Raw genomic sequence first — 22,874 nt, 5'->3', positions numbered from 1 at the left:
ACGGCAAAAGTGGAGGAAGACCCGAATTGACGTATGCAACGGGCGGGTTACGCAGATCCAGGATGATGTCGGCGCTGCGTCACCGGGTTCCGGTCGCGGTCACGTTCGCGCTGGTGGCCACCATCCTCGCCGTTCCGCAAGGCGCCTCGGCGCATGAGCCCTACCCGGACCCTTCCCTTCCCGTCGCGACCCGCGTCAGCAAACTGCTGGCGACGATGACGCTGGACGAGAAGATCGGCCAGATGACCCAGGCCGAGCGGGCGAGCGTCAGCAACGCCGACATCACCAACTACTCCCTCGGCTCGCTGCTGTCCGGCGGTGGCTCGGCCCCGTCGCCGAACAACGCGACGAGCTGGGCCGACATGTACGACGGCTTCCAGAACGCGTCGGTGGCCAGCCGCCTCGGCATCCCACTGATCTACGGCGTGGACGCGGTGCACGGTCACAACAACGTGGCCGGCGCCACGATCTTCCCGCACAACATCGGACTGGGCGCGACCCGCGACCCGGCTCTCGTGCAGCAGATCGGACGTGCGACGGCCGAGGAGGTCTCGGGCACCGGCATCGACTGGGACTTCTCACCCTGCCTCTGCGTGGCGCGTAACGACCGGTGGGGCCGCACCTACGAATCGTTCGGCGAGAAGCCGGAGATCGCCACGTCCATGAGCACCTACATCACCGGTCTGCAGGGTGGCGCGCTCGGCGGCGCGGCGTCGGTGCTCGCAACGGCGAAGCACTTCATCGGCGACGGCGGTACGACCAACGGCACCGACCAGGGCAACACCCAGATCAGCGAGGCCGAGCTGCGGGCGATCCACCTGCCGCCGTTCCAGGCCGCGGTGCAGAAGGGTGTCGGCTCGGTCATGATCTCGTACAACAGCTGGAACGGGGTCAAGGACCACGGCAACCAGTACCTGATCACGACGTTGCTCAAGGGCGAGCTGGGCTTCTCCGGGTTCGTCGTGTCGGACTGGAACGGCATCGACCAGATCGACGGCCAGGCGGGGTTCACCGCGGCAGAGGTCGCCCAGGCGGTCAACGCCGGGATCGACATGGTCATGGTGCCCACCGCCTGGAAGTCGTTCATCAGCATGCTGCGCGGCGAGGTGCAGGCCGGGCGCGTGCCCATGTCGAGAATCGACGACGCGAACCGCCGCATCCTGACCAAGAAGTTCGAGCTGGGTCTGTTCGAGCACCCGCTGACCGATCGCGGCTACACCTCGACCGTCGGCAACGCGGCGCACCGGGCCACCGCCCGCCAGGCCGTCCGTGAGTCCCAGGTGCTGCTGAAGAACGCCGGCAACGTCCTGCCCCTGGCGAAGACGAACAACAAGATCTTCGTGGCCGGCTCGAACGCCGACAACATCGGCAACCAGAGCGGCGGCTGGACGATCTCATGGCAGGGCGCAAGCGGTGCGACGACGACGGGTACGACGATCCTGCAGGGCATCCGTGCCCAGGCGGGCACCGGCAGCACCGTCACCTACAACCAGGCCGGTACCGGGATCGACAGCTCGTACAAGGTCGCGATCGCCGTCGTCGGCGAGACCCCGTACGCCGAGGGGGCCGGTGACCGCCCGGGTGGCATGGGCCTGAGCACCGCCGACCTGAACACCATCGCCAAACTGCGGGCGACGGGAGTCCCGGTCGTCGTCGTGATCGTCTCGGGACGGCCGATGGATCTCGCGGGCCAGCTGCCGAACTGGAACGCGCTCGTCGAGGCATGGCTGCCGGGAACCGAGGGCAACGGCGTCTCGGATGTGCTCTTCGGCGACTACGCGCCCACCGGCAAGCTGCCCGACACCTGGATGCAGTCCGCGAGCCAGCAGCCGATCAACGACGGTGACGGCAAGCCCGCGCTGTTCCCGTACGGCTTCGGTCTCACCTACGGTGCCGTTCCGGCGCCGAGCGCGTACCAGCTGACGCAGGCGGAGGCTTTCGCCTCCCAGTCGGGTACGCAGAGCGAGGCCTGCACCGACACCGGCGGCGGCACCGATGTCGGCTACATCGCGGCCGGCGACTGGATCAACTACGGCAGTCTCGACTTCGGCGCGACCGGCGCGGCCTCCGTCACCACACGGCTGGCCTCGGGTGCGGGAGTCACGGGCACGGTGCAGTACCGGCTCGACAGCACGACGGGTCCGGTGATCGCGAGCGTGCCGGTCAGCAGCACGGGCGGGTGGCAGAACTGGACGAGCAGAACGACCGCCCTGACCGGGTCGGCGACGGGGGTCCACGCCGTCTACGTCACGTTCACCACCAGTGGTTCCGGCGACCTGGTCAATCTGAACTGGTTCCAGTTCGCGCACTGACGAGGCCGTCCGGCCGTATGACCTGGGCACCGGTGACCGACCGCTTTTCGCGGCCGGTCACCGTGCCCGCACCGTTCGGGGCCACTTCTCCTCCCCTTTACGTTAGTGGCACTAACGGTATAGCGTCGTCCCATGGCCACCGTCAACGTCATCGATTCCCACATCGCCTACGCCGAAAGCGGCGAAGGCGGCCTGCCCGTGGTGTTCCTGCACGGCAACCCGACCTCCTCGCACCTGTGGCGCAACGTGACCCCGCACATCGCCGGGCAGGCCCGTGCCCTGGCGCCGGACCTGATCGGCATGGGCGCCTCGGGCAAGCCCGACATCGACTACAGCTTCGCCGACCAGGCCCGCTACCTGGACGCCTGGTTCGAGGCGCTGGATCTGCGCGAGGTCGTTCTGGTCGGCCACGACTGGGGCGGCGCCCTGGCCCTGGACCGGGCCGCCCGGCACCCGGCACGGGTGCGCGGTGTCGCCCTGCTGGAGACCATGCTCAAGCCGCTGTCCTCCGAGGAGATGCCGCCCCCCGCGCGCTCCCGGTTCGAGGCGTTCCGCACTCCCGGAGTCGGCGAGCAACTGGTGCTCGAGGAGAACATCTTCATCGAGACCGCCTTCAAGGGCGGCGTCCTGAACCCGCTCAGTGAGGCGGACGTCCAGCCCTATCGGGCGCCCTACCCGACCCCGCGCAGCCGCCGCCCCCTGCTGGCCTGGCCGCGCATGATGCCGATCGACGGCGGACCGGCCGATGTCGTGGCCCGCATCACCGACTACGACATCTGGCTCGCCGACAGCGCCGACGTCCCCAAGCTGCTCCTGACCTTCGACTCCTCACCCACCCTGCTGATCGGCGAGGACATGATCGCCTGGAGCCGGGAGAACATCGCCGCCCTGGAGATCGAGCACTGCGGCCCGGCCGGGCACCACGCCCCCGAGGACCAGCCCGACGCGATCGGCAGGGCGATCGGCCGCTGGCTGGACGCGCACGGGCTGACCTCGAACGACGCCGGCCGCGAGCAGGGGAGGGCGCGAGTGGCTCAGGAGAGCCGGTCGGCGTAGCGGGTGGGGGCGAGATGGGCGTCCTTGTCGGTGAGGACATCGCCCTTGACGGCGCCCGGGTGGCCGAATGAAGATGTCCGGCGGAGTCGAGTGGGCCCTGCATTGCTGCGTCGTGCTCACGACGGCCGAGGAGCCCGTGCCCGCGACCCGGCTGGCGGAGCTGCACGACGTGTCGGCGAGCTATCTGGCCAAGCAGCTGCAGGCACTTTCCCGTGCCGGTCTCGTACGTTCCGTACAGGGCAAGGCGGGCGGCTACGTGCTCACCCGGGAACCCGCCTCGATCACCGTGCTCGATGTGGTCGAAGCCGTGGACGGTCCTGAGCAGGCCTTCACCTGCACGGAGATCCGCCAGCGGGGTCCGCTGCCCACCCTGGCCGAGCAGTGCACCGCGCCCTGCGCGATCGCCCGCGCGATGGCCGGGGCGGACGCGGCCTGGCGGGCGGCGTTGCGGGACGTCTCGATCGCCGATCTGGTCCAGGACGTCGGCTCCGACTACGGCCCCGGCGCGTTGGCCGGCATCGGCGCGTGGCTGAGCGCGCCGGTCACCTGAGGATCGGGATCTACGGGGTGCCGGTCGTCCGAGTGCTCCGGATCCACGGGGCGGCAGTCGCCTGAGGGCTCCGGATCTACGGGGCGGCGGCGAGGACGGCTTCTGCCACGGACGTGCGGGCGTAGAGCACCGAGCGGCCGGCCCGGTGGGCGCTGACCAGTCCCGCGTCGCGCAGGGCGGTGAGGTGCTGGGACGCCGCGGGTGCGGTGAGCCCCGTGCGGCGGGCCAGTTCGGTGGTGGAGGCCGGAGTCTCCAGTTCGGTCAGCAGCAGGGTCCGCGAGCGGCCGAGTACGGCGGCGAGGGCGTCGGTCCGGGGGATGGGCCGGGACTCCCACAGCGAGCCGATGCCGCGCGCCGGGTAGGCCAGTTGTGGCGGCTCCGGCGGTGTGACCCGGGTGAGCAGGCCGGGGCCGGTGAAGGCCGAGGGAATCAGTAGCAGTCCCGCCCCGGCGGTCTGCCGGGACAGCGTCCGCTGCCGGCGAGCCAGTCGTAGCGCGTTCTCGTCCCAACTCACGGACGTGTGAAGATCGTTGAAGAGACGGCCCACGCCGTGTTCGGCGACCTGCCGGGCCCGGTGGAAGACATCGGCGTCGAGCACGGCCCGGATCCGTGCCCAGTAGGGGGCGAGCGCCACTTCCCAATAGGTCTCGATCTCTTCCGCGACCCGGACCATGCGGGCCTGCGGTTCGGCGTACAGGGCCCGCAGCCGGGGGCCGAGGGACCCCTGGTCATCCTGGATGCGCTCAATTTCCTGGCGCACCCGGTCGACCGGTGCGGCCAGGACGCCGGCCAGCTCCTCCGCCAGCGTGGGGGCCGGTCCTACAGGTGCCGGGTTGAGGAAGTCGGGAACGTAGCCAGTGGGCTGGATCAGCTCGGCGAGCCAGCCCCGGTCCAGTCCGGCGGCCGCCACCCGGGGCCTGACCTGGTCGATCCAGGGCTGGTGCACCGGATGCGTGGAGCCGGTGCGCAGCAGCCGGAAGCTCGTTCCGGCCTCCCACATCGGTGAGATGGAGAAGCGCATCTGCGCCAGATCGCTCGCGGAAAACGCCAGCTCCGCCAACACGGCCGCTCCCATGATTCAGACATACCTTAATCAGTGGTCGGCAGCTTACCGGGCGGTCATCATCCCGGCATGACCTCACAGACGATGACCGCAACGACCATGACGCCGCCAACGGCCGGGGGCACGTGGGAGCTCGGTGACCTCACCGTCAACCGGATCGGCTTCGGCGCGATGCGTCTGACGCAGAACGGTGCGGCGTTCGAGGCCGGTGCCGCCCCCAGCGATCGCGGCCGCGCGATCGGCGTGCTGCGCCGCGCGGTTGAGCTCGGGGTGAACCACATCGACACCGCCGCGTTCTACTTCTCGCCGTTGCGCTCCGCCAACGAGCTGATCAACCAGGCGCTGGCCCCCTATCCGGACGATCTCGTCATCACCACCAAGGTCGGACCGAGCCGGGACGCGTCGGGTGTGTGGCAGCCGCACGCCACACCTGAGCGACTCCGCGGCCAGGTCGAGGAGAACCTGCGCCAGCTCGGCCGTGACCACCTCGACGTGGTGAACCTGCGGATCGTCGGCACGGATTCCATCGCCGATCGCTTCGGCGCACTGGCCCGGCTGCGCGACGCCGGGCTCATCCGTCACCTGGGCCTGTCCAACGTGCGCCCCGAACACCTCGCCGAGGCCCAGGCCATCGCGCCGGTGGTGTGCGTACAGAACCTGTACGGCCTCGGTGTACGGCCCGACCAGGACGAGTTCGTGCGGGTGTGCGGTGAGCAGGGCGTCGCGTTCGTGCCGTTCTACTCGATCGCCGGCGCCGGGCGCGAGGCCGGTGCGAGCGGCGCCGACGGCGAGGCGGTGCTCGCCGTGGCGCGCGCCCACGGGGCGAGCGCGGCGCAGGTCCGGCTCGCGTGGACGCTGCACCGCGGTCCGCATGTGCTGGCCATCCCGGGCACCGGAAACCCGGACCACGTCGCCGAGAACGTGGCCGCGGGCGCGCTGCGCCTGTCCGAGGACGAGCTGGCCGCCCTGGACGTCTTCCACCAGGGCGGGGCGTAGGCGGCGTTACGTCTTGTGGACGAAGGCCCGGCGGAGGGCGTGGTACGGCCGGCCGGGGTCGTCGAAGATCTGCCGCATCCGGCTGAGCTCTTCCTCGCGATACGCGGCCAGCGGCTTGGCGGCCTCCGAGGCCTCGCGCTCCGCCTTCTTCACCGCGATCCGGCCAGGGGTCGAGGGCATGGAGGCCAGCCGCACGGCGAATTCGCCGACCTGCCCGGCGAATTCCCCCGGGCCGGTGTCGAACAGCCGGTCCACCAGCCCGAGCCGCTGCCCGGTCGCGGCGCTGACCGGCACCGCCCGCTCGGTGAGCTGCTCGGCGACCGAGGCGCCGACCCGGCGCGGCAGGGAGTACGTCCAGTACTCCGAGCCGTACAGTCCCATCCGCCGGTAGTGCGGGTTGAGTACGACGCCGGTCCTGCACCAGACCTCGTCCGCGGCCAGGGCCAGCATCACCCCGCCCGCCGCCGCGTTGCCGCCCAGCGCGGAGATCACCAAACGGTCCGTGGTGGTCAGGATCGCCTGGACCACGTCGTCGATCGCGTTGATGTTGGCCCAGGACTCCGCGGCCGGATCGGGTGCGGCCTCGATGACGTTGAGATGGATGCCGTTGGAGAAGAAGTCCCGGCCGCCCCCCAGGACCAGCACCGACGTCGGCCGTGTGCACGCGTAGCGGTAGGCGGCGAGCAGACGTTCACAGTGGGTCGTGCTCATCGCGCCGCCGGGGAACGAGAATCCGAGGAATCCGGCCTCCCCGTCCTCGCGGTAGTGGATGTCGGTCCAGGTGCGGCTGCCGTCGGGTGCGCCGTCGAGGGGGAAGGGCAGTTCCGGCACCGGCGGCAGCCGTTCCCCCAGAGCGGTGGCCGCGGGGAGCGAGAACGTCGGCGGCTGCCCCGGAACACGGCGAGGTCGCAGCCGCGGGATCCACACGGCGCCGTCGCGGGTCCCGCGGCAGATCGCGCCCGCGCGGGTGGCCAGTACCTCGCCGGGGGCGCCTGTCAGGGCGTCCTCGGGGTGGCCGCCGTGCAGGAACCACTGAGCGCCGAGGAGATCATCGAGGACCCCTGGCTGCGAGTCGGCCGACCGCAGCTTGCGGGCCACCGTCTCGGTGCTGTCCGCGTCCCAGTCGATACGCCGGGTCTCCTGGCGCAGGTAGGGCCGGGCGGTGACGGTGATCCGCTCGTCCGGGCTGTTCTGCGAGCGGGGGACGAACGTGCCCGAGGCGAAGCGTTCCACGGCCAGCAGCACGGCTTCGAGCGCCGCGTCGGAGACCTCGTTGCGGTACAGATCGCTCTTGCCCACCGCGGGAAGCGAACAGGACACCGAAGCCCATACGTCCCCGGCGTCCATCTCGGCGTTGGCGCGCAGAACGGTCACGCCCCACTGGTCGAGGCCTTCCTGCACGGCCCAGTCGAGCGAGGACGGCCCACGGTCGCCCAGCGGGCCCGGGTGCACGATCAGGCAGGTGTGCGCGGACCACACCTGCTCCGGGATCGCCTCCCTGAGCATCGGCGCCACGATCAGCGCGGGCCGGTGCCGTTCCAGCGCATCGAGCAGAACCTCTTCCTCGCAGGAGAGTTCCACCGCCACGGTGTGGCCCCGGTCCGACAGTTCGACGTACACGCGCTGCGTCAAGCTGTTGAACGCACTGGCGAGCAGCAGGATGTTCATGGTGACCTCCAGCGAGTCCCGGGGGGAGGGACCCTGACCGGAAATCCTTGCGCGCCGGCCCGCACTCACGACCGACGCGCGTCCGTAAGGTCACCCGAACGACGGCGCCATATGGCCCCGTCGCCCGCCCGGTTCCGCCCTCACCGCGCCATGCTGCTGTGCGCGTTGCGTTGTCGGGCTTCCAGGGACTCGACGCGGGCGACCTGGTCCTCGGTGAGCACGTCGCACACCCAGTCCCAGTGCAGGGCGACCCGGTCGCCGGGGGAGAGCCCGTCGAGCAGCGTCCTGCCGCCGGTCGACCAGCGGACCACCTCCTGCCGCTGCGGCCCGGTCTCCACCGCCGTCCCGCTCCAGCTCAGCGGGCTGGACGTGACGGTCGCCGACTCACCGGCGACGTCCAGGACGATCCCGGTGCGGATGCGGCATTGATCGAGAACGGTCAGAGCGGTCAGGTTGTCGGTCGTGCGGAGCAGATGCGCCCACGGGTAGACGTCGAAGACCTGGAAGCTGTGGTGGGCGAGGGCGCGGTGTGCCGCCTCGCGCCAGGTGCCGCCGATCTGGCCACGGAACCGGTCCAGCATGCGGTCCACCAGTGCCGCGGAACCGGCCTGCTCCAGCAGGTCGTTGCCGATCCAGTAGGCCTCGACCACCCGCTCGTCGAGCGGGTCAGGAATTCCTGCCGCTTCCGCGAGGAATTCGAGGTAGCACCAGGCGCCCTCGAACTGCCGCGCCCGCCGCTCGATTCCGGCGGTCGCGCCGGAATCGAGCAGGGCGGACGCATCGGCCGGACCGCAGTAGCCGAGCTCGTTGGGCGGGTAGGCGTATCGCGCGAAGAGGAGCGCGCCCCGGGCGCTCATTCAGCAGATCCTCGGGAGCTGCTCGCCGATGGGAAGGCCGATCACCCGGGTTCCGCCCAGTCCGGTCCTGGCGACCACCATCCCGGGGTGATCCGGTACACAGGTGCCGATCCGGCGCGCCGACCGGCCCAGCGGGTGTGCCCGCAGCGCCTCCAGCACCTGATCCGCCCATTCGGCGGGCACGATGGCGAGCAGCTTGCCCTCGTTCGCCACCTGCAGCGGATCGAGCCCGAGGAGACTGCAGGCGTCCCGCACCGTCTGCGGGACGGGCAGGTCCCGCTCCACGAGGTCGATGCCGACCGCCGACGCACGGGCGATCTCGTTCAGCGAGGCCGCGACCCCGCCGCGGGTCGGGTCACGCAGGACGTGCAGATCCGCGCCCGTGGCGATCATGCCGGCGACCAGGCCGTGCAGGGGGGCGGTGTCGCTTTCGACGGTGGTGCCGAACTCCAGGCCCTCGCGGCAGCTCATCACCGCCACGCCGTGCACCCCGATGTCGCCGCTGATGAGCACGGCGTCGCCGGGCCGCGCGCGACGCGGGTCGATGTCGACCCCGTCGGCGATCACCCCGATACCCGCGGTGTTGATGTAGACGCCGTCACCGCTGGCACTGTCGACGACCTTGGTGTCCCCGGTGACCAGGCGGACGCCCGCGGCCCGCGCGGCCGTTCCCATCGCCTCGGCGATCCGGCCGAGTTCGCTCAGTTCGGTGCCCTCCTGGAGGATGAAGGCGGTGGAGAGGAACAGCGGCGTCGCGCCCGCCATCGCCAGGTCGTTGACGGTTCCGTTCACCGCCAGGTCACCGATCGACCCGCCGGGGAAGAACATCGGCTTCACCACGAACGAGTCCGTGGAGAAGGCGAGCCGGGTGCCGCCGATGGACAGGACGGCCGAGTCACCCAGCTCCGCTGCCGCCGCCGTGCCGTATGCGGGTAGGAACAGATGCTCGATCAGTTCCCCGGACATCACCCCGCCGCCCCCGTGCCCCATCACGACGGTCGGGGTGTCCCGCAGCGGGACGGGGCAGACCCAGCTCTCGAAATCGAGGTCGCCCACGCGTTGCATCGCATCAGTCACTTGGCATCGACCAGTTCCAGTCGGCGGTAGGTGTAGTACGCGGCACAGGCGCCCTCGGACGACACCATCGTCGCGCCCAGCGGGTTGCGCGGGGTGCACTCCTTGCCGAACGCCGCGCACTCGTGCGGCTTGATCAGGCCCTGCAGGACCTCGCCCGACCTGCACAGTGCCGACTCGGCGGTATGGATGCCGGTCACGTCGAACCGGAGCTCGGCATCGAACTCGCGGTACTTCCCGGAGAGTTTCCAGCCGCTCTGGGGGATCATCCCGATGCCCCGCCAGGTCCGGTCGGTCACCTCGAACACATCGCGCAGCATCTCCATGGCGGGGAGGTTGCCCTCGTCGCGTACCGCGCGGGGGTAGGCGTTCTCCAGTTCGTGGCGGCCCGCTTCGAGCTGGATGACCGTCCGGCGGATGCCTTCGAGGATGTCCAGCGGCTCGAAGCCGGTGACCACGATGGGGACCTGGTACTTCTCCGCCAGCGGCGGGTATTCGGAGGTGCCCATCACGCTGCACACATGCCCGGCGGCGAGGAAGGCCTGCACCCGGCAGGTGGAGGACTCCATGATGGCCGCGATGGCCGGCGGCACCAGGACATGGGAGACCAGCAGGGAGAAGTTCCGCACCCCCAGTCGCTTGGCCTGGTACACGGTCATCGCGTTGGCCGGCGCGGTCGTCTCGAAGCCGATCCCGAAGAAGACGACTTCCCGGTCCGGGTTCTCGCGGGCCAGTTTCAGCGCGTCCAGCGGCGAGTAAACGACCCGGACGTCGCCGCCGGCGCTCTTGACGGAGAACAGGTCCTGGCTGCTGCCCGGCACGCGCAGCATGTCGCCGAAGGAGCAGAAGATGACTCCCGGGCGGGCGGCGATGGCCAGAGCGCGGTCGATGATCTCCAGCGGTGTCACACAGACGGGGCAACCCGGCCCATGGATCAACTCGACGCCCTCGGGCAGCAGTTGGTCGATGCCGTGCCGGATGATCGAATGGGTCTGGCCCCCGCAGACCTCCATCATGGCCCACTGCCGGGTGGTGGCGGCATGGATCTGGTCCAGGAGTTTCTTCGCCAGGTCAGGGTCGCTGAACTCGTCGAGATACTTCATCTGCCGGCTCCTTCTGGGGTTTCCTTGTGCTTGGCCGCGAGTTCGAACCCGTCGCCGAATTCCTCCGCCAGGATTCCGAGCCGCTCGAAGTTGGCCAGCGTGTCCTGCGCCGACCGTTCGTCGAGGCGCTGGATGGCGAACCCGACATGCACGACGACGTACTCACCGATCGTCACGTCGGGGACGTACTGCAGGCACACCTCTTTGCGCACCCCGCCGAAATCGACCTGGGCCATCAAGGTGCCGTCGACTTCGGCGGTACTGAGGACACGCCCCGGAACTGCCAGACACATGGTCCCTCTTCTCTGTGAATCCTGAATTCCTGAATCCCTGGGTATCCGTGGGGAGCCCGGTGGATGCGTCCGGGCCCCGGGGGTCAGCCCGACGCGGCGATCAGCAGCTGGCCGAGGGCGATGCCACCGTCGTTCGGGGGGAGCAGCCGGGGCCGCAGGACGGTGAACCCCCGGCCGGTCAGCATGCGCTGCGCCTCCTCCAGCAGCACGGCGTTCTGGAAGACACCGCCACCGAGCGCCACCACCTCCAGGCCGGACTGCGCACGGCAGATCTCCGCGAGGTCGACGACGAGTACGGCGACGGCGGCGTGGAAGCGGGCGGCGATGTGTTCCGGGGAGATCCCGGCGCGGACGTCGTGCACCACCGCGCGGATCACCGGCCCCGGGTCGGCGACGGCTGGATACGTGGCGTTCGCGGACCGGACGGCGAAGGCGTAGCGGCTCGCCGTCCCGTCGCCGTCCGCCGCTGAGGCGCGGGCCAGGCCCTCCAGCTCGATGGCGGCTTCGGCCTCGTACTCCACCTGATGCCGGACACCGGCCAGCGAGGCGACGGCGTCGAAGAGCCGGCCCATGCTCGAGGTGGGCACACAGCCGAACCCGCTCTCCAACTGGTGAGCCAGGACGTCGCGCTCCCTGACGGGGCAGGCGGCGACGGCCGGCAGGTCGTCGTCCCAGGCGACCCCGGCGGCGCGGAGGTGGGCGAGCGCCATCCGGTAGGGGCGCAGCACACTGGCGTCGCCGCCCGCCAGGGGCACGTAGCCGAGGTGCGCCGCCCTGCGGAACGACGTGTAGTCGGCGATCAGTACCTCGCCGCCCCAGACGGCCCCGTCGGTTCCGTGGCCGGTGCCGTCGAAGGCGACCCCGATCACGCTCTCGCCGGCGCCGAGCCCGTGCTCGCCCATCACGGACGCGATGTGCGCGTGGTGGTGCTGCACCGTCCGCACCGGCCTGCCGTTCGCGTGGGTGCGGGCCCAGACGCCGGACCGGTAGTCGGGATGCCGGTCGGCCACCAGCTGACGGGGCTCGACGCCGGTGAGGCGTTCGAGGTGTCTCTCGGTCCTGGTCAGTGCTTCGACGGTGGACAGGTCGTCCATGTCGCCGATGTGCTGACTGACCCAGGCGTAGCGGCCTTCCCCGAGCGCGCAGGTGTTCTTCAGGTCCGCGCCGACCGCGAGTGTCGGCGGTACGTCGAACGGCAGGGCGAGGGGCAGCGGCGCGTAGCCGCGGGATCTGCGGATCGGGAGCTCCGCACCCGCGACGAACCGGCTGACCGAGTCGTCGCACGGGACATGGATGGCCCGGTCGTGCCGCAGCCAGCCGTCGACCAGCGGAGCCAGGGTGGCGAGGGCTTCCGCGTCGTCGGTGACGATGGGCTCGCCGGACAGATTCGCGGAGGTCATCACCAGCGCGTCCGGGCCCGGCCGGTCGTCCCCGACCCCGAAGAGCAGAACGTGCAACGGGGTGTAGGGCAGCAGCAGTCCGAGGTCGGGGTTGCCCGGCGCCACAGCGTCGGACACGCCGGCCGCCGGCTCCGCCCGGAGCCGCGGCAGGAGCACGATCGGCTTACGGATGCCGGAGAGCAGCTCCCGCTCCTCCCCGGTCATCGTCACCAGCTGTTCGGCGACCCCGGGACCGGCGACCATGACCGCGAACGGCTTGCCACCGCGCTGCTTACGGCGTCGCAGCTCGGCGACGGCCGCGTCGTTGCGGGCGTCGCACGCGAGGTGGTAGCCGCCGAGCCCCTTGATCGCGAGGATCCTGCCGTCGGCGAGCAGTTCCCGTGCGGCGCGCAGGGCGTCCTCGCCGTGCTCCGGGCGACCGTCGTCCTTGCGGACCAGTTCGAGCCGGGGTCCGCAGGTGTGACAGGCGATCGGCTGGGCGTGGAACCGGCGGTCCGCCGGATCGTCGTACTCCGCCCGGCAGTCATCGCACATGTCGAACGCCGCCATGGTCGTGGCGGCCCGGTCGTACGGGGTACCGGTGACGATCGTGAACCGGGGGCCGCAGTGGGTGCACGTGATGAACGGATGGCGGTACCGGCGATTCGCCGGGTCACTGAGCTCGGTCAGGCACTCCTGGCAGGTGGCGACATCGGGGGAGACGAGCGTACGGGCGCGGCCGCCGTCGCTGGAGTCCTCGATGGTGAACTCCGTACCGCCACGTGTCGGCCGCTCGGAATCCCGCACGCTCTCCACGATGGCGAGCGGAGGGGCGTCCGTGCACAGCCGCCGCCCGAACTCCGCCACCGCCTCCGCGTCGCCCTCGACCTCGACGACCACGCCGGCGCTGGTGTTCGCCACCGAGCCGGCGAGGGCCAGCTCCGAGGCGGTGACGTAGACGAAGGGCCGGAACCCCACACCCTGGACGACACCGCGCACCTCGAACCTGCGCCGGACCCGGCGGGTGCGGGCCTGCCCCATCATCTCCAGACCCGAGAGCGCCTCGCGGGCCTTGTCCTGGTCGATGATCTCCATCGCGAAGCCCATGTGCAGCAGGACCCAGTCGCCGGGGTCGGGGGCTTCGTCGAGCATGCCGATGTTGATCCGCCGCTGTGCGCCCTCCACATCGACCAGTGCGAGCTGCCCGGCAAACCCGTCCACGATCTCCACCACTTGACCAGGAATGCCAAGGCACATGATCAGGACCTCCGGGGAACGGCGGACGGGACGGTCTCGGTGGGTTCGGGCGGCAGCAGACGACGGATCAGCTGATGCACCGCCTCGATCGCGTCGGGTACCGCGGCGCAGACAGCCTCACTGAGCCCGATGCCTTCGTCGATTCCGGCGGGAGTGCAGCCCACGAGGTAGGTGACGGGAAGAGTACCGCCCAATTGATCCAGATTTGCCAGAACTGACACCGGATTCATGCCATGCGCGTCGAATTCACCCGTACCGAGGTGCTCCGCGGTGATCTCCAGCACCGTCACCTCCCCGGGAGGACCGCCCCCGGGGTAGGTGTCGACCAGCACCAGGGCGTCGTACCCGTTGAGCAGGTCATAGGCGAGATGCATACCGCGGATCCCGTAGTCGACCACCTGGACCCGTGACGGGAGGCCGCCGGGTCCGGCCAGTCGGCGCACCACCTCGGGTCCGAAGCCGTCATCGCCGAGAAAGAGATTGCCGACGCCCGCGACCAGCACACCGCCGGCCACGTCAGGACCTGCTCCCTCGCTCACATCGAACGCATTCTCAGATACCGGCGGATGTCGGGGATCGACTTCACTCCCACAGCCACGGCGACCAGCGCCACGGCCGCGGCCACGCCTGTGGTGATCACGCCCAGGGTTCTCATGGGGTCTCCTCTCGGTGTTCCTTGGAGCTCTCGACGGCCAGGGGCTCCAGCTCGTCGGGGGCGAAGTAGAAGTAACGGCCGTACCAGTCGTGCAGGTCCGACGCCGGATCGTCCACGAGGACCAGGGCGACATGCACCGCTCCGTCGACATCCGAGAGCACCGCGGTCACCCGCGCCACCTGGCCGGCGAAGAACAGGTCCTGCGCGTCCGCGCGGCGGGACGGGTGCACCCGGACGAGGCTGCCCTTGGCCACCCGGACGCCGTTGATGACGACCGCGTCGGACTCGGGCTGCACCGCGGCGTCGGTCGCGGGATCCCACCACGGGACGCCACCGGTGTCGAAGGGATCGGCGTCGAAGGGTCTCGGCGTGTCGGCAGGAGAAGGACCGGCGGGACCCGCCTGCGGCGCATGCGGATCGCGGAGCAGGCCGTGGAGCTGTTGCAGGTCCGCGGGCGACATGCCGTCGCAACGATCGATGATCTCCCGCGCCCGGGGGTCGGTGGCCCGGGCCTCCGCCTTCTCCTCGTCCGTCATGGTCATCACGCGCAGCGTCAGGATCTCGTCGATCTCGGTGGAGTCGAACAGGGCGCCCGCGCTCTGTTCCGCCACCTCAGGGTGGTCGTACAGGATGATGGGCGCGCCCAGCACGGTGTCGGTGGTCCCGCTCGGTCCCGCCAGCACCGGCCAGCACCGCCGCTGCTGACAGCGGCCGGCCGCACCGGCCGCCTCGTCGGGGGGTTCGAGCAGCGAGACGAACCCGGCCCCGTGCGCCTGCAGGAGCAGATGCGAGCCGATCAGTGACGCGCGGATCGCGGCGTCCTTGTCGGCGGCCGTGTCCGGGTGCTCGTTGTCCACCGACACCGACAGCCGTACGAACCCGTCGTCGGCCGTCCAGCGGGTACGGATCCGGGCCGCCAGTGGTTCGCGGCGTCGCACGATGCGGCCCACCTCGGCGCCGTTCGGATCCGTCAGCGGTTCGGTCTCCGATCCGCCGGTGATGCGGTGCAGTTGATCGAGTTCCTCGTTCCAGGCGAGTGCGGGCAGGATGACTTCCCGCTCCACCGCCTCGTCCCAGCTCAGCACCGACACGCCGTCCACGGTGAGCTGCTCGACCGGGGTGTAGCCGCCGTCCTCGTCGCGCCGTTGCACCTCGCGGACCTGCAGCTGGAGGAAGCGCAGATGGATCGTGACGCCACCGGGCGGCTCGTGCGGGGCCGTGAGGAGGCACTGCATCTCCATGCCCGGGTCCTCACTGAAGCTCGCCGCGGACGCGGACGGCGGCCCGAGGACTCCGAACTGCCAGCGTGACCGGTTCTTGTGCGAACTCGCCCGGTACGGGTAGAGCAGATATCCCTCGTAGAGCACCGCGTCGGCGATCGTGCGGACGTGGTCGAGGCTCACCGGGCCGGCGGGGCTCAGCGCGTTCACAGGACCACCTCGCCGATGTCGGCCAGCAGGGTGTGCACGGTCTCGTCCCAACTGATCAGCCCGCGCCGGGCGCGGAAGTCGGCGATGCGGTCGAGCACGTCCTGGTCCAATCTGATCCAGCCGGAGTTCGGGAAGTAGGACGCGATCATCTGCCGCCACACCGTGACCGGCATCTGATGGCGGGCCTCGCAGTCCCAGGGCACCTGCCGTACGCCGAACCCTGCGGTCCCCTTGGTGAACACCGTGCCGGAGAAGAGCAGCGTCAGCGGCACCGAGCCCTCGCCGAGTGCGTGCAGATAGCGGGAGCCGATCACGTCGAAGTCGTACGTGCAGGGCAGGGCGAGGTCGACCTCGGTGGTACCGGTGAACCCCTGCACCGTCGTGTTGCACTGCATCCAGAGGAAGGGCTTGAGGGTGTCGGACCAGCGCTCCCGATCGCCGAACAGCCCGCGCAGCCCGTCCTGTTCGGTGGCGTCGTAATGCCGTCGCTGCGGCTCGATGCGGACCTGGCAGCGCAGCACGATCGCGTGGATCCGCTCGCCGCTGTCCTCCTCGATCCGCAGCCGCGCGGTGAGTTGCGGCGCGACGGCGTACGGCTCGGCGACGACGTCGAGCACGGAGAAGCCGAGGCCGGTCACGACCGGTCGTCCAGGGTCGCGGGCCGGCTGCGCTCCGCCACGTGGGCGAAGAACGCGTCCATCGCGTCGTGCGCCTCGCGGCCGCCGTCGAAGCCGCGCCACAGGGTCCGCAGCCTGCCGACCAGTTCGTAACAGGCGTCGATGGGCACCAGATGACAGGACCCGCCGGAGCCGTCCCCGCGGCGCACCAGCAGTGCCTCCACATCGGGGAGCAGGACGTCCAGTTCGGGGTTGGCCTCGACGATGGTGTCCCAGGCGTCCAGCGGCAGTTCGGACTCGGTGGCGCCCGCGGGGCCCGGATAGAACGCGATGGTGCGGCCCTGGACGGAATTGCGGAACAGGAAGGCCAGCCCGACCGGGATCTGCAGGGAGTCCCAGGTCCGTTCGTCGACGGTCGGACCGTCGAAGGACAGATACCGCTCGGGGACCGCGCGATAGCGCAGATGCGCGTCCTGATCGCTGAACAGCAGGTAGCAGGCCCGGCAACTGCACATCAGGGCCCGGCTCTCCAGGTTCACCACATGCGAGTGACCCGGGTCGATCGACTCCGCGCACATCTCGCAGCGTTCCCCGGCAACCGGTTGCGGGCGGTTGCGCGTCACCCGGAGCAGGGAGGCCACGGGTGACGTCGAGCGGCTTCCGCTGATCATGTCGCCGCCGGGGTGGGTACGGCGAGCGAGACGGTCGCGCCGTCCGCGAGCAGCGGCAGCGGGTCCAGGTGCAGGTCCGCCGCCTCGACGCAGGCACCGGCCCGCCGCACGTCGTAGTGCGCAAGGCAGGCGGGGCACCGCAGCACCCCGTCATCGGAGGCGCCGCCCAGCCGCCGGGCCAGTACGGCGCCCTCCAGCGGCCGGTCGCACCGGGCACAGCGGTCCCGGAAGGCGAAGAGGTCCGAGCCGATACGGCAGGCCAGCACCGGGACGAGCCCGGCGGTGAACCGGGTGACGGCACCGGGTTCGAGGCCGGCCAGTTCGGGGACGAGCTCCCAGGACGAGCCGGAGTCGTCAGGAGCGGGAACCGTCTCGTGGAGGCGGGAGAACAGCGCCTCGACCGGGACCATCGGCCCGGAGGCTCCGGACTCCCCGTCCGTGGTGGTCTCGACCTCGATCGTGATGATCTCCGGAGCTGCCGCCTCGACGGCGCCCTGCACGGCGAGCTTGAGGGTGGCCGAGGAGGACGGGCAGCCGTCGCAGCTGCCGAGCAGCCGCAGCCGGACCACGCCGTCGTCGGACACACCGAGCAGCTCCACGTCGCCGCCGTGCGAGCCCAGATAGGGCCGTACGCTCTCCAGCGCCTGCTCGACGCGCGTCTCCACGCTGTACGGGTGCAGGCCGTGCACGAGCAGCAGACTCGTCACCAGCTCGTCCGCGGCGAAGGAGGCCAGGACGTCGCCGCTGAGACGACCCTGCTCGTACAGCAGGTCGAGCAGCCGTTCCAGCCCGGCACCGTAGAAATCGGTGACGAGCCGGACCAGTTCCTCGCTGCGTTCGCGCGCGATGGCACCCCCGGACGCACTGGCGGCGATCAGGGTGTCGATGCGCTCACCGGTCACCCGCCAGTCGGACGGCGCGGAGGCGGACGGCGCGGAGCCGGCCGTTGTCACTTCGGGCGCGGGGGACGCGCTGTGCTCCGCCACGTCATTCACTGCCCGCGGACTGGGTGGGGGAGTGCAGCCGCTCGATCTTCTTGCCCTCGCCGAGGTACATGTGCACGCCGCACGGCAGACAGGGGTCGAAGCTGCGCACCGTGCGCATGATGTCGATGCCCTTGAAGTTCTCCCGGTCGTTCTCCTCGAAGATCGGCTGGCCCTGCACCGCGTCCTCGTAGGGTCCCGGTGTGCCGTAGGAGTCGCGCGGGCTCGCGTTCCACGGAGTCGGCGGGTACGGGTGGTAGTTGGCGATCTTGCCGTCGCGGATCACCAGGTGATGCGAGAGGACGCCGCGCACCGCCTCGGTGAACCCGCAGCCGACCGCCTCTTCCGGGACCTCGAACTTCTCCCAGGTCTTGGTGCGTCCCGCGCGGATCTCCACGAGCGCCTTCTCCGCGAAGTGCAGCGCGCAGGCGGCCGCGTACGCCTGGAAGTAGGTGCGCGCCCGGTTGCGCTCGATGGTGTTGCTCCACTGCGGGATGCGCCATTCCAGCTCCACCGGACCCTTGAGCGCTGTCTTGGGGAGATTGATCTGCACGCTGTGGCCGGTGGCCTTGATGTAGCCGATGTCGACCAGCCCGGCCAGCGCCGTGGTCCACAGCCGGGCCAGCGGTCCGCCACCGGTGTCGAGGGCGAGATAGTCCTTGCCGTCGAACCACCGCGGTGACATCACCCAGCTGTACTTGTCGCCCAGGTCCCGCTTCTGCGGCTGCGGGTTGGTGTGCTGGTTCCACGGGTGCCGGCGGTCGACCGGATTGCCGAGCGGGTCGTGGGTCACGAACATCTCCTGCTCTTCCCAGTCGTTGTAGTACGACGAGCCGAGCAGGATGCGGATGCCGAGGTTGATCTCGACCAGGTCGGTGGTGACCAGTTTGCCGTCGACGACGACGCCCGGGGTCACGTACATCTTCCGGCCCCAGTCGGTCATGTCCTTGTACTCGAAGTTGCAGTGTTCGGGATCCTGGAAGGAGCCCCAGCAGCCGAGCAGGATGCGGCGGTTGCCGACCATCTCGTACCCGGGCAGCGCCTCGTAGAAGAAGTCGAAGAGATCGTCGTGCATGGGCACGACCTTCTTCATGAACTCGACGTACCGCTGGAGCCGGGTGATGTAGTCGGTCATCAGCTGGATCGTCGCGACGGTGCCCACACCGCCGGGATAGAGCGTGGAGGGGTGCACGTGGCGGCCCTCCATCAGACAGAACATCTCCCGGGTCATCCGGCTCACCTGGAGTGCCTCACGGTAGAACTCACCGGTGAACGGGTTGAGCGAGCGCATGATGTCGCCGATGGTCTTGTACCCATGGGCTTCCGCGTGCGGGGAGTCGGTCCGATTGGCCTTCTCCAGCACTCCGGGGTTGGTCTCGGCGACCATCTTCTCGCAGTAGTCGACCCCCACCAGGTTCTCCTGGAAGATGTTGTGGTCGAACATGTACTCCGCGGCTTCGCCGAGGTTGACGATCCATTCGCCGAGGTGCGGCGGCTTCACCCCGTACGCCATGTTCTGCGCGTAACAGGAACACGTGGCGTGGTTGTCACCGCAGATCCCGCAGATCCGGCTGGTGATGAAGTGCGCGTCGCGAGGGTCCTTGCCCTTCATGAAGACCGAGTAGCCGCGGAAGATGGAGCTCGTGCTGTGGCATTCCGCGACCACGCGCTGCTTGAAGTCGATCTTCGTGTAGATGCCCAGGCTGCCGACGATGCGGGTGATGGGGTCCCACGCCATCTCCACCAGGCCGTCCTTGCCCTGGGTCCCGCTGCCACCCTTGCGTTGCGTCGCGGTCATTGCGCCGCCTCATCTTTCTGTCTGTTGCGGTGGGTCACCAAGTGCGGGTGGCACCGGTCGTGAGGTCTTTTCCGGGCTTGCGCCACTTGGGCTCCCGGTCGAGCGTGTGCGTCGTGATGTGGCGCAGCCGCCGCATGGTCGCGCCGTACAGTCCGACGGTGTTCGTGGAGAGCTTTCCGCCGGGGGGCTCGTCCATGAACGGCATGAACTTGTCCGGGAATCCCGGCATGGTGCAGCCGATACAGATTCCACCGACGTTGGGGCAGCCGCCGATACCGTTCATCCAGCCGCGCTTCGGCACGTTGCATTTCACGGTGGGGCCCCAGCAGCCGAGCTTGACGATGCATTTCGGCGAACCGTATTCGGTCGCGAAGTCGCCCTGCTCGTAGTAGCCGGCCCGGTCGCAGCCCTCGTGCACGGTCTGGCCGAACAGCCAGGCCGGACGCAGTGCGTCGTCGAGGGGAATCATCGGGGCCTGGTCGGTGGCCATGTACAGCAGATACGTCAGGGTTTCCGAAAGGTTGTCCGGCTGGATGGGGCAGCCGGGGACACACACGATCGGGATTCCGGCCTTGGACTTCCAGTCCCAGCCCAGATAGTCCGGCACTCCCATGGCCCCGGTCGGATTGCCCGCCATGGCGTGGATGCCGCCGTAGGTCGCGCAGGTGCCGACCGCGACGATGGCGGTGGCCTTCGGGGCCAGCCGGTCGAGCCACTCACTGGTGGTCATCGGCTGACCGGTGGCGGGATCGTTGCCGAAGCCCGACCAGTAGCCCTCGTCGTGCAGCTGTTCGTTGGGGATCGACCCCTCGACGACCAGCACGAACGGTTCCAGTTCGCCTCTGTCGGCCTTGAAGAACCACTCGAGGAAGTCGTCGGCGCCGCCGGTGGGGCCGCATTCGAAATCGATGAGCGGCCAGTGCACGGCCACCTGGGGGAGGCCGGGCAGGGCGCCGAGGGCGATCTCCTCGATGCTGGGCTGGGTGGCGGCGGTCAGTGCCACTGAATCGCCGTCACAGCTGAGACCCGCATTGATCCACAGAACATGGATCAATGTTTCTTCCGCTTTTATTGCAGCCTCTGTCGGCATAATGCCGCCGCCTTCCGGGGCCGGAGGCAGATCCGCCGTGCTACGGGGATCGCCTTCGGATCGCACGTGTGGTGTCGCTCACATTGGTACCATCTAGACTCCGTCAGAGCGCGCTGTCAACACGGGAATCCGCTCGATGGCCGCGGGCTTATCGACAATCATCCGTGGCTCGTATTGGGCCGAACGAGTGATTCACGCGCGAGAGGCCACCGGTCGTATGCGATCCGGCCGGTCACGGAATGTGCCATTAGACGGTGACGCTGGAGCGAGGCGCTGATGCATGAATTGTCGATCACGCAGAGCGTCGTCGACGCGGTATGTGAACGCGCTGCCGGGCGGCCGGTACGGGTGGTGACCGTCCGGGTGGGAATGCTGACCGCGGTGGTGGCCGACGCGATGCGTTTCTGCTTCGATCTGGTCACCGCGGGAACAGTGGCCGAGGGCGCGCGCCTCGAGATCGACCAGCCCGCCGGCGCTGGACACTGCCGTGCATGTGACACCGAATTCACCCTGGCCGATCTGATCCTCCTGTGTCCGTGCGGCAGCGCCGACGTGGACATCACCTCGGGTCAGGAGCTCCAGATCATCTCGATGAAAGTGGGCTGACGTATGTGCGGTACTTGTGGCTGCCACGCCGACGGCGGTACCGGGGGCGGGCACAGCCATCCGGTGAACGGCGAGACGATCACCCTTGAGCAGAGGGTGCTCGCCAAGAACGAGGATGTCGCGTCGCGCAACCGCGACTGGCTGGCCGGCCAGGGGATCGTGGCGGTGAATCTGATGAGTTCACCGGGAGCCGGAAAGACCACGCTGCTGGAACGAACGATCGGTGATCTCGCGGGCAGACGTGCGGTGTCGGTCATCGAGGGCGACCAGGAGACCACGCTCGACGCCGACCGGATCAAGCGGGCCGGATGCGCGGTGGTTCAGGTGAACACCGGTGCGGGATGCCATCTCGACGCGGAGATGATGCACACCGCCCTCGGGTCCCTGTCTCCCGCCCCCGGTTCGCTGATCCTGGTGGAGAACGTGGGCAACCTGGTGTGTCCCGCGATGTTCGACCTGGGTGAGCGCAGCAAGGTCGTCATCATCTCGGTCACCGAGGGCACGGACAAGCCACTGAAATACCCGTACATGTTCGCCGCCGCGGATCTGGTCATCATCAACAAGATCGATCTGCTGCCCTACGTCGACTTCGACGTCGACCGCTGCGCGGAGTACGCGCGGTCGGTGAATCCGAAGGTGCGGGTGCTGACGGTGTCGGCGACGACGGGTGAGGGGATGGATGACTGGTACGACTGGGTGGCGGAGCAGTACTGAGGCGCTCGACCGGTCCGTAGCGGGATGGCGTACGTACTGGCCGGGCGTTCTCCGCCCGGCCAGTACGCAGGTCGTGGCCCCGATCGGGCGGCGGCGTCAGGCCTGGGACCGGGAGGGATCGGCGGCACGCGCGGCACGCCACTCGGGGGCGAGCACCGACCAGATCTCGGTGTCCTGCCGGATGCCCCGATAGAGGGAACTCTCGCGCTGGACCCCGTCCCGGCTCATGCCGAGCCGCTTGGCCACGTTGATGCTCGGTGTGTTCTTCGAGGACACCAGCCACTCCACCCGGTGAATTCCGCGCTCCTCGACCGCCCAGTCGATGATCACACGCACCGCGCGGGTGACCAGCCCGCGGCCGGCGGCGGCCGGCTCCAGCCAGCAACCGGCCTCGCAGGTCTCGGCCTTCGCGTCGAAGACCCGGAACAGGACGCCGCCCACGAGGAGCCCGTCGAGCCAGATGCCGTACAGCCGTCCGGCGTCGGCGGCGGTCTTGTCCGCGTACGACTGGAGCCAGTTCCGCGCCGAGTCGAGGTCGGCGGTCACGTCGGGGAGCCCGACGTGCTGGCCGATGTATTCGCGGCCGCGGTCCATGTGGGCGAGGAACTCCTCGGCCCGCCAAGGTTCCAGCGGCCGCAGTTCGGCTCCGTCACCCAGCGATATCGCGAACATTCTCGTCCTCCTCGGCGATCGTGCGCGGTC

At 69.6% G+C, this 22,874-nt stretch carries 21 protein-coding genes and 1 pseudogene; 6 read left to right on the top strand and 16 right to left on the bottom strand.

Features of this window, described 5'->3' with window-relative positions:
- The first annotated feature begins 62 nt into the window (after positions 1–62).
- Positions 63–2,312, top strand: coding sequence for a glycoside hydrolase family 3 N-terminal domain-containing protein (locus C8250_RS04245; protein WP_203218422.1), 2,250 nt, complete (start codon positions 63–65; stop codon positions 2,310–2,312).
- Between the two features lie 132 nt (positions 2,313–2,444).
- Positions 2,445–3,368, top strand: a complete 924-nt coding sequence (locus C8250_RS04240; protein ID WP_138351521.1) for a haloalkane dehalogenase — start codon at positions 2,445–2,447, stop codon at positions 3,366–3,368.
- On the opposite strand, the pseudogene C8250_RS43335 reads toward C8250_RS04240, so the two are convergent.
- Positions 3,347–3,424 (bottom strand): annotated as a pseudogene (locus C8250_RS43335) (LysR family transcriptional regulator); the annotation flags it as partial. The gene C8250_RS04240 and the pseudogene C8250_RS43335 overlap by 22 nt on opposite strands.
- A gap of 11 nt (positions 3,425–3,435) precedes the next feature.
- Between C8250_RS43335 and C8250_RS04235 the strand changes: the two are divergent.
- A complete protein-coding gene (locus tag C8250_RS04235) occupies positions 3,436–3,918 on the top strand; it encodes an Rrf2 family transcriptional regulator (RefSeq protein ID WP_138351522.1) in 483 nt (160 codons plus the stop codon).
- 76 nt (positions 3,919–3,994) lie between these two features.
- On the opposite strand, the gene C8250_RS04230 is transcribed toward C8250_RS04235, so the two are convergent.
- A complete protein-coding gene (locus tag C8250_RS04230) occupies positions 3,995–4,993 on the bottom strand; it encodes a DUF5937 family protein (protein ID WP_239069444.1) in 999 nt (332 codons plus the stop codon).
- Positions 4,994–5,050: 57 nt separating this feature from the next.
- Here C8250_RS04230 and C8250_RS04225 point away from each other — a divergent pair, with 57 nt between their 5' ends.
- Entirely contained in the window at positions 5,051–5,977 is a 927-nt protein-coding gene (locus C8250_RS04225) for an oxidoreductase (protein WP_138351523.1), read from the top strand.
- Between the two features lie 6 nt (positions 5,978–5,983).
- Here the strand turns inward: C8250_RS04225 and C8250_RS04220 are convergent, their stop codons facing one another.
- The 13 genes from C8250_RS04220 to C8250_RS04160 all read right to left on the bottom strand — a co-directional run bounded on the left by C8250_RS04220 (position 5,984) and on the right by C8250_RS04160 (position 20,852).
- On the bottom strand, positions 5,984–7,645 hold the full coding sequence (locus C8250_RS04220) for a hydrogenase maturation protein (protein ID WP_138351524.1): 1,662 nt from the start codon (positions 7,643–7,645) through the stop codon (positions 5,984–5,986).
- Between the two features lie 140 nt (positions 7,646–7,785).
- Entirely contained in the window at positions 7,786–8,502 is a 717-nt protein-coding gene (locus C8250_RS04215; protein WP_138351525.1) for a DUF6390 family protein, read from the bottom strand.
- Positions 8,503–9,567, bottom strand: coding sequence for a hydrogenase expression/formation protein HypE (gene hypE, locus C8250_RS04210; protein WP_138351526.1), 1,065 nt, complete (start codon positions 9,565–9,567; stop codon positions 8,503–8,505). It lies immediately after the preceding gene.
- Positions 9,568–9,575: 8 nt separating this feature from the next.
- Positions 9,576–10,679 carry a hydrogenase formation protein HypD gene (hypD, locus tag C8250_RS04205; protein WP_138351527.1) on the bottom strand — a complete coding sequence of 368 codons (1,104 nt, stop codon included), beginning with the start codon at positions 10,677–10,679 and terminating at the stop codon, positions 9,576–9,578.
- On the bottom strand, positions 10,676–10,972 hold the full coding sequence (locus tag C8250_RS04200; protein WP_138351528.1) for a HypC/HybG/HupF family hydrogenase formation chaperone: 297 nt from the start codon (positions 10,970–10,972) through the stop codon (positions 10,676–10,678). Before C8250_RS04200 ends, hypD begins: the two co-directional genes overlap by 4 nt.
- Before the next feature lie 83 nt (positions 10,973–11,055).
- Positions 11,056–13,608, bottom strand: a complete 2,553-nt coding sequence (gene hypF / locus C8250_RS04195; protein WP_138351529.1) for a carbamoyltransferase HypF — start codon at positions 13,606–13,608, stop codon at positions 11,056–11,058.
- A 2-nt stretch (positions 13,609–13,610) separates the two neighbouring features.
- Positions 13,611–14,147, bottom strand: a complete 537-nt coding sequence (locus C8250_RS04190) for a hydrogenase maturation protease (RefSeq protein ID WP_244808965.1) — start codon at positions 14,145–14,147, stop codon at positions 13,611–13,613.
- Positions 14,148–14,259: 112 nt separating this feature from the next.
- A complete protein-coding gene (locus C8250_RS43330; protein WP_232485356.1) occupies positions 14,260–15,693 on the bottom strand; it encodes a hypothetical protein in 1,434 nt (477 codons plus the stop codon).
- Positions 15,690–16,331 (bottom strand): DUF6084 family protein, encoded by a 642-nt coding sequence (locus C8250_RS04180; RefSeq protein ID WP_138351530.1) that lies wholly within the window; start codon positions 16,329–16,331, stop codon positions 15,690–15,692. The genes C8250_RS43330 and C8250_RS04180 overlap by 4 nt, the downstream gene beginning before the upstream one ends.
- Positions 16,328–16,981 (bottom strand): DUF5947 family protein, encoded by a 654-nt coding sequence (locus C8250_RS04175; RefSeq protein WP_138351531.1) that lies wholly within the window; start codon positions 16,979–16,981, stop codon positions 16,328–16,330. The genes C8250_RS04180 and C8250_RS04175 overlap by 4 nt, the downstream gene beginning before the upstream one ends.
- Positions 16,978–17,967: a NifU family protein gene (locus C8250_RS04170; protein WP_198357854.1), complete on the bottom strand. Its 990-nt coding sequence runs from the start codon at positions 17,965–17,967 to the stop codon at positions 16,978–16,980. The genes C8250_RS04175 and C8250_RS04170 overlap by 4 nt, the downstream gene beginning before the upstream one ends.
- Before the next feature lies 1 nt (position 17,968).
- Complete coding sequence (locus tag C8250_RS04165; protein WP_138351532.1) at positions 17,969–19,762, bottom strand: nickel-dependent hydrogenase large subunit; 1,794 nt, start codon at positions 19,760–19,762, stop codon at positions 17,969–17,971.
- 34 nt (positions 19,763–19,796) lie between these two features.
- The gene (locus C8250_RS04160) at positions 19,797–20,852 is read right to left on the bottom strand and encodes a hydrogenase expression protein HypE (RefSeq protein WP_138351533.1); all 1,056 of its coding nucleotides are present in this window, start codon (positions 20,850–20,852) and stop codon (positions 19,797–19,799) included.
- A gap of 276 nt (positions 20,853–21,128) precedes the next feature.
- Here C8250_RS04160 and C8250_RS04155 point away from each other — a divergent pair, with 276 nt between their 5' ends.
- Both C8250_RS04155 and hypB read left to right on the top strand, forming a co-directional pair.
- Positions 21,129–21,458 (top strand): hydrogenase maturation nickel metallochaperone HypA, encoded by a 330-nt coding sequence (locus C8250_RS04155; protein WP_138351534.1) that lies wholly within the window; start codon positions 21,129–21,131, stop codon positions 21,456–21,458.
- 63 nt (positions 21,459–21,521) lie between these two features.
- Positions 21,522–22,172, top strand: a complete 651-nt coding sequence (hypB, locus tag C8250_RS04150) for a hydrogenase nickel incorporation protein HypB (protein ID WP_244808964.1) — start codon at positions 21,522–21,524, stop codon at positions 22,170–22,172.
- A 96-nt stretch (positions 22,173–22,268) separates the two neighbouring features.
- On the opposite strand, the gene C8250_RS04145 is transcribed toward hypB, so the two are convergent.
- Positions 22,269–22,844 (bottom strand): GNAT family protein, encoded by a 576-nt coding sequence (locus C8250_RS04145; RefSeq protein WP_138351536.1) that lies wholly within the window; start codon positions 22,842–22,844, stop codon positions 22,269–22,271.
- Between the last annotated feature and the right edge of the window lie 30 nt (positions 22,845–22,874).

The sequence above is a fragment of the Streptomyces sp. So13.3 genome, from assembly GCF_005860785.2.
Classification (GTDB): Bacteria; Actinomycetota; Actinomycetes; order Streptomycetales; family Streptomycetaceae; genus Actinacidiphila; species Actinacidiphila fildesensis.
Note: the sequence above shows the minus strand (reverse complement) of the source record. Positions and strands in the feature narration are given on the sequence as shown.

What these genes read in the sequence shown, in the direction of transcription:
- C8250_RS04245 (WP_203218422.1), top strand. Translation starts at nt 63, where the DNA reads ATGATGTCGGCGCTGCGTCACCGGGTTCCGGTCGCGGTCACGTTCGCG.
- C8250_RS04240 (WP_138351521.1), top strand. Translation starts at nt 2,445, where the DNA reads ATGGCCACCGTCAACGTCATCGATTCCCACATCGCCTACGCCGAAAGC.
- C8250_RS04235 (WP_138351522.1), top strand. Translation starts at nt 3,436, where the DNA reads ATGAAGATGTCCGGCGGAGTCGAGTGGGCCCTGCATTGCTGCGTCGTG.
- C8250_RS04230 (WP_239069444.1), bottom strand. Translation starts at nt 4,993, where the DNA reads ATGGGAGCGGCCGTGTTGGCGGAGCTGGCGTTTTCCGCGAGCGATCTG.
- C8250_RS04225 (WP_138351523.1), top strand. Translation starts at nt 5,051, where the DNA reads ATGACCTCACAGACGATGACCGCAACGACCATGACGCCGCCAACGGCC.
- C8250_RS04220 (WP_138351524.1), bottom strand. Translation starts at nt 7,645, where the DNA reads ATGAACATCCTGCTGCTCGCCAGTGCGTTCAACAGCTTGACGCAGCGC.
- C8250_RS04215 (WP_138351525.1), bottom strand. Translation starts at nt 8,502, where the DNA reads ATGAGCGCCCGGGGCGCGCTCCTCTTCGCGCGATACGCCTACCCGCCC.
- hypE (WP_138351526.1), bottom strand. Translation starts at nt 9,567, where the DNA reads ATGCAACGCGTGGGCGACCTCGATTTCGAGAGCTGGGTCTGCCCCGTC.
- hypD (WP_138351527.1), bottom strand. Translation starts at nt 10,679, where the DNA reads ATGAAGTATCTCGACGAGTTCAGCGACCCTGACCTGGCGAAGAAACTC.
- C8250_RS04200 (WP_138351528.1), bottom strand. Translation starts at nt 10,972, where the DNA reads ATGTGTCTGGCAGTTCCGGGGCGTGTCCTCAGTACCGCCGAAGTCGAC.
- hypF (WP_138351529.1), bottom strand. Translation starts at nt 13,608, where the DNA reads ATGTGCCTTGGCATTCCTGGTCAAGTGGTGGAGATCGTGGACGGGTTT.
- C8250_RS04175 (WP_138351531.1), bottom strand. Translation starts at nt 16,981, where the DNA reads ATGATCAGCGGAAGCCGCTCGACGTCACCCGTGGCCTCCCTGCTCCGG.
- C8250_RS04165 (WP_138351532.1), bottom strand. Translation starts at nt 19,762, where the DNA reads ATGACCGCGACGCAACGCAAGGGTGGCAGCGGGACCCAGGGCAAGGAC.
- C8250_RS04160 (WP_138351533.1), bottom strand. Translation starts at nt 20,852, where the DNA reads ATGCCGACAGAGGCTGCAATAAAAGCGGAAGAAACATTGATCCATGTT.
- C8250_RS04155 (WP_138351534.1), top strand. Translation starts at nt 21,129, where the DNA reads ATGCATGAATTGTCGATCACGCAGAGCGTCGTCGACGCGGTATGTGAA.
- C8250_RS04145 (WP_138351536.1), bottom strand. Translation starts at nt 22,844, where the DNA reads ATGTTCGCGATATCGCTGGGTGACGGAGCCGAACTGCGGCCGCTGGAA.